Raw genomic sequence first — 12598 nt, 5'->3', positions numbered from 1 at the left:
TCACACCCCTTCGAGCAGCACGTCGAGATCGACCGAGGAACGCTTGCCGATATTGCCGCCATCGGCTTCGAGGAAGGCGTCGGCGGCCTTGCGGCCTTCGTCCCGGAGCATGCTGAGGAACTCCCACTCGGCGTTGAGCTTCGAGGAATAGCCGAGCGTGTCCATGATCGAGTTGCGCACCAGATGGATCCGCATCCGCGCCCATTGCGCGCCCTCGCAATTGCCGGGATTGGCCACCTGCCGCAGCAGGGCGATCATCCGCAATTCCTTCAGCAGCACCGCATTGAACGAGACTTCGTTAAGCCGGTTGAGGATTTCCGACGCGGTGCGTGGCGTGCCGGGGCGCTCCACCGGGTTGATCGGGATCAGGATGGTGTCGTCGGATTCAAGTTCGCGCACCAGCGGCGTCATCGTCGGGTTGCCGGAATAGCCGCCATCCCAATAGCTCTCGCCGTCGACCTCCACCGCCTGGAACAGCGTGGGCAGGCAGGCCGAGGCCATCAGCACTTCGGGCGTGATCTCGGCATTGCGGAAAACCCGGCCGCGCCCGGTACGCACATTGGTGGCGGTGATGAACAGCTTGACCGGCGAGGCGCGCAGCCGCTCGAAGTCGATCGCCTTCTCCAGAATGGCGCGCAGCGGGTTGGCGCCGCCCGGATTGAGATCATAGGGCGAATAGAGCCGCGACATCAGGTCCATGGTGACGAAGAGCGGCGAATGGTCGAGCGTCCAGCGCCCGAGCAGCACATCGAGCGGGCCGCGCTGGAACGGGCTGAAGCGCGCCGCCTCGGCGACCTGGCGCCAATAGGCATCGAGCGCCGCGCGCGCACCCTCACGCCCGCCGGCGGCAAAACCATCGGCCAGCACGGCGGCGTTCATCGCCCCGGCGGAGGTGCCGGAAATGCCCTCGATGCTGAGCCAATCCTCTTCCAGCAACCGGTCGAGCACACCCCAGGTGAAGGCGCCATGCGAGCCGCCGCCCTGCAAAGCGAGATCAACCCGGATCGGGCCGGAACGCTGCGGCGCTGCCGTCTCGTCGGGTGCCAGGGCCGGCGGCGCGCCCCCGGCGCCTTTGCGGGGGCCGCGCCGCGCCGTCTTTGCGGCGGTGGCGGCGCGAGGTTGGGCGGGAGGCAGGACCTTGGAGGGCATTGGCGCGCCTTTCGGAACCGGACGGCCTTACCGTAGCGGGGCTGATGCTGCATCGCAACATCGAAGCCGGGAGGGCGGGATCAAACACCGGCCGTCTTGCGGCCCAGCCGGTTCTTGCCGCGCAGCAGCCGCCCGAACCAGAGCGGGACCCGCAGCAGCGGGTAGAGGAAATACAGCCGGCGCGGCAGCGGCACGTCGAGCGCGTCCTGGCAGTTGACCGTCCAGCGCCCGAACTCGGCCATCACATGCAGGGGACCGCAGGCCAAAGCGTGCAGCATCGGCAGCACCACCACACGGCGGATGGAGAATTGCGGATCCTCATCCCGGAGGCAGGAGATGCTCATGCGGTGCATCGCCCTCTGCAACGGCGCCGCGACGGGACGCGCCAGCGCCGCCGGCACCGGCAGCGCGAACAGCTCGCGGCACAGGCCGAAGGCGAGCAGGGCGGCGGGCCCGGCGCCCAAGGTCTCGGCATGGCGATAGAGGCGCGCCCGCTCTTCTTCCGGCAGCCCGACCAGCAGGGCGTGCAGATCGGCCAGCCATTTGAGGCGGAACCAGCCGCTGCGGGCGCCGTGGACGCAGAGATAGGCGAACTCGTCGTCGGGATGGAAGCCCCGGATGGCGACGCCGCCCAGGCTCTCGCGCTTGTCCGCGCCCGCCAGAAGCGGCCCGAGCGGCAGCAACCGGCGGTTCTCGGTGAGGCGCCAATGCGGCTCCAACTGCACGCCGCGCGCCGGATCGACCATGACCGCCTCGATCTGGAAGGCGCGCAGCGCGTCGATCTTGGCCGGGGTTAGCGGCGCCTCGGGAATGGACGGCCGGTAGCCCTCGCCCGCGAGAAGCATGACGGTCGCCGCCAGATCGTCCGGCCGCACCAGAAAGTCGACGTCCTTGCCTTGCTTGATGGCAATCGATCCATAGGCCCGCTGGCCGACCAGCGCGCCCTTGAAGAAGACCACCTCGATGCCGGCGGCGTCGAACGCCTTCTGCAGGCGGATGGTGGCGGCAACCATGGCAAGGTTGTTGCGCGCCAGCACCCCTGCCCTCTCGGCGATGGCACGGCGCACATCGTCCGGAACAGCAGCGGCGACGCGCCCCAGCCCCAGATGAACGAGGCCGGCCACGCGGTGCCGGTCGACGAGGCGCAGGAACGCCTGCCAATCCTCGACCCGGCCGGCCGGAGCGGCGGACTCCGCTGCCGCGTGCCGCGCGGCCCGCGCGCACAGCTGCAGCAGCAGCGCAAAGGCTGGATCAGCCTCGCGCGCGGCATGCCTTGACGTTCCGGTCATTCCCGCCCAATCGCTGCGGGATGCGAGTCATCCGCCCCCGCGCCGCATGCGATTGTTTTCTACCGTCGCGCTCCGGTGGCTGTAAAGCCGCGGTGGCTCGCCTTCGGCGGGTCCTGCGCCCCGCGCGGCTCGCCTACAGCTTCATGAGGAAATGCAGCGGCAGATAGGGCGGCAGGTGGTCGGACAGCGTGGTAGTGCCCTTGATCGGATATGTGCCCGGGGTAATGACCTCGAAGTAATTGTTACCCGCCGACCGGATCGCCTTCAGCTCGACCGATGCATGAATATCATGCTGGTGACTGGTTGCGCCGCCCGGCCTGCCAACGGCGAAGGAGCCGCCATCCGCGCCCACAGGGAACCTCGCCCGCATGTCGGGCGTGCCGTGGCTGCCGTCGCACAGCGCCCAGCCGGCGGGGACATCCTTGGGATCGCCCGCCCACATGATGATCGCCCCTTTCGGCGTCATCCCCGGGCCGGTGATCCCGCCCGTCACCTCGATCGCCCCGGTGACGGCAAGGCCGCCCGTGACCGCCAGCTTGCCGCCGCTGACCTGCATGCCGCCGCTCGCCGTTACCGCCTGGGTGACGGTGAGCGGGGTGTTGAGCGTGGTCTTGCCCTCGGTGGTGATCTCCAGCGCCGGCTCGCTCTTGCCCTCGCAGGTGAGGCTGAAATTGCGTCCATCGACCTGGCTGACCCGGGTCAGGGTCCAGTTCGGCGTCACGGTCTGGTCGTTCATGCTGCGGCTCCTGTTGCGAGACTGGCGTGACCTGATCGCTTCACGGCTTCGACCAGACAGATTTGCCGTCGGCGCCGTCGATGGTGACCTTGCCGTCGTCCGTTACACGCAGCAGCACACCGCCCTTTTTGAAGGTATCCGAGGCAAAGGTCGCGCTCCGGTTCCCGTCATACATGACGAAATTGCTGTCGGGCTGCATGCGTGCCTCAACCCCGAAAGCCTCGGATTCGCCCTGCTTGGCCACCCAGAGCTGTTTGGGGAGCGCCTTGTCCTGCATGTCCAGCAGCCTGAGCGTGCCACCCGCCGCCATCGTCAGGGCGTAGCGCCCGGAGGGCGAGGCGATGCCCTGCCCCGCGCTCAGGAACTGGTCATTGCGCAGGACCGCCCGCATGTTGGGATCGGCGCACGCCACGGCACCAGCCCCGCTATAGATGATATAGGCCAGCGCATACCAGGGTGGGCGATTGTCGAACGGCTTGGACGATCCGTTCGTGCCGACCTTCACATCCCGGCCAACGTTTCGCGAGAGGGCATTGTTGTCGCCGTCTATATAGGGGACGGAGACCACCAGCTCTTTCAGCGTCAGGGCATCGTCCTTGGGCAGGTTTTCGACCTTCAGCGTGCTCTCGCTGGTGCCGCCGCGGTTGTGCACCTGCTTGTAGTCGGTGCTGGCCGGATCGTGGCCGACGATGAATTGGCTCCGCAGGTCCGGAATGGGGTCGCCATTGGCCAGCCAGCCGCCGCCATTGCACAGGAACCAGCCGGCGGGCAGCTTGGCCGGATCACCCGACCACATGAGGATGGCGCCGATCGGCACCGCCCCCAGGCCCGTGAGCCCCTGCGCCGCCGCGATCGTGCCGGTCGCCAAAACCGGGCCGTTCACCTTCAGTTCGCCATTCACGGTGAGGCCGGCCCCGGCCGTCACCGCCGCCTCCATGACCACGGCCCCGACGACCGTCATCGAGGTGTTGAAGGTAGCCTTGCCTTCGGGGGTTATCTCCACCTTCGGCGTGCTTTCCCCGTCAAGGGTCAGGCTCAGATTCTTGCCGTCGATCTGGCTGACCCGGGTCAGGGTCCATAGCGGGGTCACGGTGTCTTCGCTCATCTTCCTGTTCCTTGCCTTGGGAATGCCGGTGGGCGGCGATGGTCGGGCGAACGCCTCACTGGCTCGACACCGCGATCGGCTCGATGCGAACGCTCACGCAGGGGTCGGAACTGGCGGTGACGTCCCAGCTGCCATTGCCCTTGTGCGCCTTGGAGACGCTGGTCTTGCCGTCGGCGGACCCGCCGATGAGCGCGAAGCCGCGATCGGGGTAGCGCAGCGTGTAGGTGCTCACCACCATCGGCACCGGGGTGGTGACCCCCTTCACCGTGCAGTTCACCGTCTCTGTGACAGTGCTGCCGACCTGATTGAACTGGGTGCGCCGGTCGGTCCGCCATTGCAGCGCCTCGCGGCTGCGGATCGTCACCCGGGCGGCCAGGACGAGATAAGGCAGGCTGGCGGCGCGCCCGTTATCGAAATAGTCGGCGACGAACAGGCGCGGGCTTTCCACCGGCAGGCTGAGCCTTTCGCCATTGGCCTTCACCAGCCACAGGCGCGGCTCGCCGTCGCCGCGATAGGCGGCGACGCTGCCCTTGCCGCCGGCCTCGCCGAAGGAGCCGGGCTGCCACTGATTGGTCTGCGGGTTGTAGGCCACGCCAGCCCCGAACGCGACCAGCACCCCGCCGACATTGGTCATCGGCCCGTTGCCCAGCGCGGCGGCCTGCTCCTTGCCCAGGCTGCTGGCCGATGTGGGAAACTCGATCTCCACCGCCTCGCGCGCCGCGGCCAGTTTGGCCGGCGAGCCGCTGGCCCTGGCGGCGGCCAGCCGGTCGCGGCTGGCGGCGCTCGGCTCGTAGCGTGCGGTCTCGCCGCTGATCGCGTTCACTAGGAACAGCGCCGCATTGTCGACACCGAAGCCGTCCACCAGCTCCCAGCCATAGCGGGGTCGCAGTTCGTCGGTGGCGAGCGCCGGCTCGGGCCGCCAGCTGGCGGTGCTGGCGCGTATGTCGCCCTCGGCGATCGAGTACGCCTTGACGGAGGAGCGGGGATTGAGATCGGTGCTGCGGTCGCGCGGGCCGATCTGCACCTGCACGATGATCCGCCCATACAGCATGCCGAGCTGATAGTCCCGCAGCTGCGCGGCGCCGGTATCGACCGGGCCATCCGTCAGGGTCACCGGATAGCTCGCCAGCTGGGCCGCCGGCGACAGCAGCGTCAGCTCGGCATAGCCGGGGCTGCCGGCCGCCGGCTTCTCAATTTGGACCAGCGCCGCCACCCGCTCGCCATCAATGGCGCGCACCGCCAGGCACGGGGCCTGCTCGATCGACGCCCGCCCGCCGGCGACAGCTTCGGGACTGCCCGCCGCCGGGCGAACGCCAACGGTGATGGGCATGCGCGAAAAATCCGGGAACGGGTCGTTGACCTTGCCGACACTGCCCGCGCCGATGCCGCCGCCCGCGCCGACCTCGGAGAGGAAGATGCCCTTCTCGCTGCACAGCACCAGCCGGCCGCCGGCGAGGGCCATGCCGCGCAACGACCCGGCATCGATCGCGGAACGTCCCGCCACCTGCCAGCGCTCAATATCGAAGGAGCGCTCGATGGTTTCCTCGCCATAGTGCAGCCGGACGGCCGTATCGACGCCTTCCGGCTGCTGCGCCACGACGAAGCTCATCTCGCCCGAGGTGGTCTGGCTCGACGAGTCACGCAGCCGCTGCAGGCGTCGGTTGCCATTGGCATCGGTCCAGGACAGCACCGCCTCGCGCCGGTCGTCGGCCGGCAGTTCGCGGATGTACCAGCGCGCCCGCACCTTGCCGCCGGGCAGCACCGAGGGCGGCGTCAGCGTCAGATTGGCGAACTGATCGAAACGCAGGACCTCGAGGCTGATGGTCTTGGTAACGACGGCGCTGACGGGGTTGTCCGCCTTGCCGGCAAGCTCGGCCGTGAGCTGATAGGTGGCTTTGCCCAGCGCCAGCACCTTCTTCGAGCCCGCGCACACGCCGCCAATGGGCTTGATGGCGAGGACCGGCTGGCGAAAATCGATCGGGCCGCTCAACGTCGCCTGGACGCAGTCCGTGACGTTCCAGGTCAGGGTGACGGTGGCGCCCATCGCCAGCGCGTTCGGCGCGGCGACATCGACGCCGAAGTCGACCTTGGCGTCGGGATTGAGCACGGCCGGCTGCTGCAGCGGCACCGTCACCGGGATGGGCGCCGACAGAGTGTCGATACTGGCGCCGGCGCTGACCTCCAGCGTCAGGGCCTGGTTGCCCTTGCGCAACGGCAGGAGGATGCGCAGCGCCGTGTTGACCGGGCTCACGTCCGAGGCGTCGCTCCGGTTGAGATTGTAGTTGGCGATGCCGATGCGGACCTTGTCCGGATCGGCGGCGGCGCTGCGCATCAGGAACCAGGGCGGGTCGCCCACGGGGTCGCGCAGCACCCCTTTGACCGAGCCGATATCCTGCCAGAGGTCATCGGACTGGTCGCGGATGAGGTCATCGGCGAGGCTGTCGCGACTGATCAGGATCTGCACCACGCGCGGAAGGGTCGCCTCATCGCCCCCGAGCTTTGGCCGAACGACCAATTGCAGCGTGGGCGGCGTGCCGGGCACCACGCGCGCCTCCGTCAGCGGCGGCGGGAGCGATGCCGGGCTCTGGGCGGTGGCGGGCGCACCGCCAAGGCTGGGGAGGACCGCCAGAAGGGCGGCGGTCAGCAGGGTGGAGAACCTTGTACGATATGTCATCCCGATCCCCGTTTCAGGCCTCTGGCGCTGTTTTTTCCGGCGTTTGCGTGCGGCGCAGGATCAGCCAGCCCTCGCCCGCCGAGGGCGCCGCCCCGTCGAAGCGCGGCGCGATGCCGAGCGCCGCCACCGGCGAGAGAGCGCCGCCGGCCTCGCGCAATTCCCACGTGCCGCCCGTGCTGGCCGGCGGCGGCAGGACCGGCAGCGCGCCGTGAAACAGCACGGGGCCGACGCTGAAGCCGATCTCCAGCCGCGCCAGCCCGGCCCGCACCTCGTCGACGGGCAGGCTCATTGCCCGCGCCGGCAGCACGCCGCAGGCGACTTCCACCGAGGCCGACGGGTCCATGAGCAGCACGAGGTCGCTGGCAGTGGCGAACCCCGCCTGCGGCGTCTGCGCCCCGTCGAGCCCGGCGAAGGCGGCAAAGGCCAGCCCCTGCGCATGGCCGACGAGCCCGTCCTGCGGGTCCCGCCGGTTGCCGAGGCGCAGCGGCAGGGCGAGCGCGCCGGCAGCCGCCCCGGGCGTGCCGCGAAAGGACTGCAGCCGGACCTGCGCCACCACCACCGCCAGCGGCCGGCCGATCAGCATCTGCTCCGGAGCGGCCTCGCGCGCCCTTATGGTGGGGAGCGCCTCCTCCACCATCGCCAGCATCCGGGCCAGCCGGTCGGCCCCCTCGGCCGGGTCCGCCAGCCACGCCGCCAGATGGGCGAGCACCGGATCATCGATCCCGGCAAGGGCGACGGGCGCGGCCTCGGCAAGGCTGCGCCAGACGACGCGCCCGGCCCCGCCGGGCAGCAGCGCCAGTTCGCCCAGCAGCCGCCCATCGCCGGCGCAGACAACAAGCGCATGGTCCTGCCGGTTGAGATAGACCCAGCCGCGGATCGCCGTCTGCGGCCCGACGAAGGAGATGTCGAGCCGCGCGCCGTCGGTCAGTCGGGGCGGTCGGGCGAAGGGCCCGCACTGGGTGTCGTCCACGCTGGCGCCGAGGCGCAGGCGCGAGCGCGGATGCGGCTGCACCCTTGTCCCGGGCCGGGCGATCGGCTCGGCCCATTGGCCGAAATCGTCCACCACCCATAGATGCTCAAGGCGAAACCAGCCGGCCTCAAGCGGAGGGGCCTCGCCCGGCGCGCCGGGCAGTGGCGGCAGCGGCGCGGGCAGGGCAATGCGCAGGCCGGACGCCAGCCGGGCCAACGCGCTCATACCGGCCTGCAGCTGCCGGTCGGTCGCCGGGGTGAGCCAGGGCAGCGCGGCGTCGGGCCGGGGCGTCAGCGCCTGGGCGTTGAGCCGGCGCACGCTCGCCCCCAGCCCGGCCAGTTCCTGCCCGACCAGCGGCGTGCGGGTCAGGGCGGCGAAATCGCCATTGTTCAGCTTTGCCTCGGCGATGGAGGCTTCGAGCGCGGTGGTGATGAAGCCGCCATCCATCGGCGCCATCAGGCTGCGGCCCTTGACCCCCGAAGGAGCCTCGCGTCCGGCCGCCGGCACGCCGTCCGGCTGCCGGTAGTCATAGTGCAGCGCCTGCTGGCCAAGGGGGAAGGTCCAGTCCTTCAGCCCGGCGGGGCTGGCGTGCCAGTTCACGTTCCAGTCGAGATAAAGCGGCGACCAGGGCTGCTGGCCCCAGACGGCGACCAGCGCCTCGGGGAGAACCGCGCGGCCATCCGCCCCGGCCAGGGTGAGCGACACGCCCGCCGTGCCCGAGCGGAAGCGCGCCTGCAGCGCGTTCTTCCACTGCTCCCATTCGATCTGCCCGGCAAAGGGCTCGGCCTCGGCAAAGGCGCGTGAGGCGACCGCCTGCTCCATCAGCGCCGCTTCGCGCATCACGGCGGCAAGGATGGCGGCCTGCGGCACTCCCCTGGCGTCGAGGGTAGTCGCCAGCGCTGTCAGGCCCTCCGTGGGAAAGGCGGCGCGCTCGGCCGCAACAGGCGCGGTGGCGACGAGGCCCGCCGGCGTGCGGCAGGGCAGCTGTTCCGGCAATGCGCTCCGGCTGGCGCCAGGCATTCCGGCCAGCATCACCACCGGGTCCGCCGCCACCCAAAAGGGCGGCTCGGGCGCGGCATTGAGCTCCCACCCCTTGGGCAGGCCGGCCTTGAGAGCGGCAACGGAGGCGGCAAGAGCGCCAGCGGCGGCCGAGGCCGTCTCCACCGCCTGGGCGAAGGCGTCGAGATCGGCCTGCAGCCCGGCCAGCGGGTCCGGCTGCGCGTTGAGGCGCAGCGTGCCGGTCCGCACCGCGACGATGCGCTCGCGCCAGGCCATGCGCAGCGCATTCCCCCGCGTGACCAGCGCGCGTACCTCGTCATTCAGCGCCGATTGCCGCCCATTGAGCCGGGCCAGTTCCTGCCTCTGCGCCTCCGTCGGCGCCGGGCCCTTGTCCGCCGCGTCGGCGCTCTGCACGAGATGGTGCAGCACCCCGGCATCGAGCGAGGTGAAACCGAGCGGATGGTCGAGCCGCCGGCGTGTGGCGGTATCGAGCCCGGCGGGGTCGGCCGCCCCCAGCAAATGCCCCTCCAGCACCGCCCATTTCGGCCGGTCGTCCGGCGCGAATTCGTCTTTCCACCACTGGTCCGACACCAGCGCGGCCAGCGCCGCCGGCGCCGAGGTGCCGAGCCCCACCTCCAACCGCGCCTCCGGCGGCGCCAGGCCGCCATGAGCGGGCGGCGACTGGGGGTAGCCGAGCAGCGGCCCGCGATAGCGCTCCGCGTCCCAGAAATTGATATGGGCGGTCTCACCGTGGAACAGGCAGGGGCCCGGCGTCTCAGGCAAGCCAGGCGGCATCGCCCAGCCCAGATGCGCCAGCACGGCCGCGAGATCGGCCGGGCGGCCGGCCGCGTCCTTCAGCGTCTGCGGCAGGGCCACCAGCGGATCGGCGCCGGGCGTGCGATACCAGCCGACCACCGCATAGCTGACGCAGGCCAGCTGCAGCTTGTCCTGCCCGTCGCGCAGATCGGCGAGCCCGTCGCGCCAGGACAGGATGTTGCGGTTCTCCGCCAGCGAGGTGGAGAAGGTCGGCGAGCCGGTCCATGGGGTGCCGAGCGCGGTCAGCGTGGTGTGCGCCATCTGCGCCTGTTGCGCGGCGTCATACGCCTCCAGCGGGCGGGCGATCCCGACCGGCGTCGCCGTCAGTTCCGGCGGCGCCGCAGCGGTCTTGCCGGGCATCGCCACCGGCAGGCTGGCCGAGGTGGCATCGCCGGGATAGGCCGACCCGTCGATCACCCACGCCTTGAGCTCGACCTCGCGGCGGGAGGCCGCGCGGCGCAACAGGCGCACAATCAGCCACTGGTCCGGCAAGGCGGGAAAGCTCAGGCTGTTCTCGGCCAGCGATTTGCGCAGGCCGGCGGGAACGAGCCAGCGCAGATAGACGCCGCGATCGGCCTTTTGCGGGCGCTCGCTTTCGCGCAGCGCCAGCCGCCCGCCCGCCTCTGGCACCGCGCCCAGAAAGGGCGTGAGCTTGGGATCGACGAGGGTACGCAGGCCGGGAACATAATTGGCGCGCGTCGCCTTCCAGCGCAGTGTGGCGCCGCGTTCGGCGGTGTGGCGCGCCAGCAGCAGCTCGCCGCTCGGGCTGGCGTCCCCCTCGATCACCAGCGCTTCGAGCTGGATCGGCACCAGCAGCGGGGTGGCCGCCTTCGCGGCAGTCTCGGCAGCGCTCACCGCGTGATCTCCCAAACAAAGTTCCGGATGCTGCCGCTGCTCAGCGCGCCCGCGGCGAAGGCGGCGGCGGAAAGCGGGTCCGGCGGCGACGCGGACGCCGTGGCGGGCTGGAGGCGGGTAAGGCCCAGCGCGCTCTCCGCCCGCAGCCGCTCCAGCGGGCTGAACAGGCCCCGCGCATCCGGTTCCGGCACGGTGGCGCGCGGCTCCGGCAGGCGGAAGGCCAGCCCCTCGGGCGGCTCCTTGAGCGTCAGCCGGGCGATCTGTCCCTCGGTGATGCCGAGCAGCACATCCGGCGCCAGCCGCTCCAGCCGCAGCGGACGGGCGCTCTCCGGCGTCGAGGTGACGACCGTCTCCAGCCCCGGCCAGTCCGACACCAGGGTCGAGCGCAGCAGGAAGCCGGTGCGCGGCCGGTCGAGAAGCTCGCCCTTGGGATCAAGCTCGGCTGCCGCGCCCGCCGCGCAGCGCTCCATCAGCTGCGACAGCAAGCGGCGCATGGACGGCCCGGCGCGGGTGGCGGCGCGGGTCGCGCTGCCGCTGAGGCTGAGCGCGCCATTGGCCAGCGCCAGCAGCCAGTTGGAATCGACATGGAAATAGCGAAGGCTGGAGACCGGAAGCAGCGCCTCGCCCGCGACCAGATAGGGGAAGGGAACGCCTTCCAGCAGCAGCAGGCCCTTGAGCCAGCCGATCATCTTCAGGGCGGCATGGAAGGTGTCGGGCGGCTCGGCCCCGGTGTCGGCGGCGGGAGAGGGAGCGGGCGCGCCCCATTCCCGCCGGATCGCCAGCAGGTGGTTGCGCATGAAGATGTCGAGCCGGAACGCCACCTCGCGCGGGCCGGCATCCTCGGTGATGAAGGCCCTTGTGGCGGCCAGGAAGCCCGGGGAGGCCAGCGCCATCAGCCGCCCCAACTGCCAGGCGGCGGCATAGGACAGGGTGAGCGCGCCATCCTCGGGCGAGACGATCAGGGCGGCGTCGGCATGGGCGAACTCGTCCACCGGCAGCGGCGCCACCGGCGCCGGCGCGAAGGGGCCGCGATACCAGGCCAGCCGCGCGTCGCCCTCGCCCCTCCGGCAGGGCATCGGGGTGTGGCCGGCGGCGAGCGGGCGGGCCAGCGCCTCCGGCGTGCCGGGCGGGCTCTGGGTGCGCAGCGTGTCGGTGCCGAGGCGCCGGGCGAGGCCGGCAAAGCTGTGGGAAAAGCCGGGATCATGGGTGAAGCGCCAGCGCGCCAGAACCACCAGCCGCAGGCGGGCCGGCCCTTCCGGCAGCGTTCCCTCCACCAGTTCCTCCCAGCCTTCCAGCGACACCAGGAAGGCGAGATTGGCGCCGGGCGCGGGAATCCGGCGGGCGCACACGACGGGAAATTCGCCCGCCCCATGCATCGCCTCGCGCGGCTTGTCGCCCATGCCGACCTGGCGCACATGCGCCAGCAGCGGCAGATCCGCCGCCGACGGGCACAGGGCACGGGCGAGATCGCGCTCCAGGTCGATCACGCTCGCGCGCAGATTGCCCGCGTCATTGTCGGGCTCGGCGTCGAGCTTCGGCAGCAGCACCTTGCCGTCGGCGCTGCGGCGGCCGGCGGCGATCAGCGCCTCGGGCGCGACGAGCTGCACCGCCGCCTCGCCGCCCTGCGCCTGGAATTCGGCCTCGGTGAGCAGGAAAAGCGCCATCCACGGCGCTCGCGCCGCTCCGCCCAGCGCCAGCTGGCGCTCCCAGGGCAGCGCCCGCTTGCGCAGCACGATATTGGGAACGTGCCGGCCGAAATCGCCGATCGCCCCCAGGGAGGGGTAGCGGGCGTGGATGTCGTTCTCGTCGAGGAAGAAGCGCGGGCCTCGCACGAGGAAGGCTTCGTCGCGGTAATAATGATGCGCCTTCGCCGACCCGTCCGGGTCGGGATAGGTCAGCGACTGCTGCACCAGCACGCGGTGGCTGCCGGAGGTGAGCGCCGGGTGGTAGGCGTCGTAGAGCTCGACCTTGAGGGCGTCAGGCGGGGAGCCGGCATTGGGCATGA

7 protein-coding genes are annotated in these 12598 nt (G+C 70.9%); all 7 read right to left on the bottom strand.

Annotated elements, in window-relative coordinates:
* Positions 1–1149, bottom strand: a complete 1149-nt coding sequence (locus tag J2S76_RS12900; RefSeq protein WP_307060855.1) for a patatin-like phospholipase family protein — start codon at positions 1147–1149, stop codon at positions 1–3.
* Between the two features lie 80 nt (positions 1150–1229).
* Positions 1230–2438, bottom strand: coding sequence for a nucleotidyltransferase domain-containing protein (locus J2S76_RS12895; RefSeq protein ID WP_307060854.1), 1209 nt, complete (start codon positions 2436–2438; stop codon positions 1230–1232).
* A 133-nt stretch (positions 2439–2571) separates the two neighbouring features.
* Positions 2572–3174, bottom strand: a complete 603-nt coding sequence (locus J2S76_RS12890) for a hypothetical protein (protein WP_307060853.1) — start codon at positions 3172–3174, stop codon at positions 2572–2574.
* A gap of 40 nt (positions 3175–3214) precedes the next feature.
* Positions 3215–4279 carry a hypothetical protein gene (locus J2S76_RS12885; protein ID WP_307060852.1) on the bottom strand — a complete coding sequence of 355 codons (1065 nt, stop codon included), beginning with the start codon at positions 4277–4279 and terminating at the stop codon, positions 3215–3217.
* 55 nt (positions 4280–4334) lie between these two features.
* Entirely contained in the window at positions 4335–6953 is a 2619-nt protein-coding gene (locus J2S76_RS12880; RefSeq protein WP_307060851.1) for a hypothetical protein, read from the bottom strand.
* 13 nt (positions 6954–6966) lie between these two features.
* Positions 6967–10593: a hypothetical protein gene (locus J2S76_RS12875; protein WP_307060850.1), complete on the bottom strand. Its 3627-nt coding sequence runs from the start codon at positions 10591–10593 to the stop codon at positions 6967–6969.
* Positions 10590–12596, bottom strand: coding sequence for a hypothetical protein (locus J2S76_RS12870; protein WP_307060849.1), 2007 nt, complete (start codon positions 12594–12596; stop codon positions 10590–10592). The genes J2S76_RS12875 and J2S76_RS12870 overlap by 4 nt, the downstream gene beginning before the upstream one ends.
* Between the last annotated feature and the right edge of the window lie 2 nt (positions 12597–12598).

It is taken from the genome of Ancylobacter vacuolatus (assembly GCF_030813595.1).
Lineage (GTDB): Bacteria > Pseudomonadota > Alphaproteobacteria > Rhizobiales > Xanthobacteraceae > Ancylobacter > Ancylobacter vacuolatus.
The sequence above is the reverse complement of the archived record's forward strand: the minus strand, read 5'-3'. Positions and strand labels throughout refer to the sequence as shown.

Bases quoted from the DNA above. Each gene is read 5' to 3' on its own strand.
- J2S76_RS12900 (WP_307060855.1), bottom strand. From the start codon at position 1,149: ATGCCCTCCAAGGTCCTGCCTCCCGCCCAACCTCGCGCCGCCACCGCC.
- J2S76_RS12895 (WP_307060854.1), bottom strand. From the start codon at position 2,438: ATGACCGGAACGTCAAGGCATGCCGCGCGCGAGGCTGATCCAGCCTTT.
- J2S76_RS12890 (WP_307060853.1), bottom strand. From the start codon at position 3,174: ATGAACGACCAGACCGTGACGCCGAACTGGACCCTGACCCGGGTCAGC.
- J2S76_RS12885 (WP_307060852.1), bottom strand. From the start codon at position 4,279: ATGAGCGAAGACACCGTGACCCCGCTATGGACCCTGACCCGGGTCAGC.
- J2S76_RS12880 (WP_307060851.1), bottom strand. From the start codon at position 6,953: ATGACATATCGTACAAGGTTCTCCACCCTGCTGACCGCCGCCCTTCTG.
- J2S76_RS12870 (WP_307060849.1), bottom strand. From the start codon at position 12,596: ATGCCCAATGCCGGCTCCCCGCCTGACGCCCTCAAGGTCGAGCTCTAC.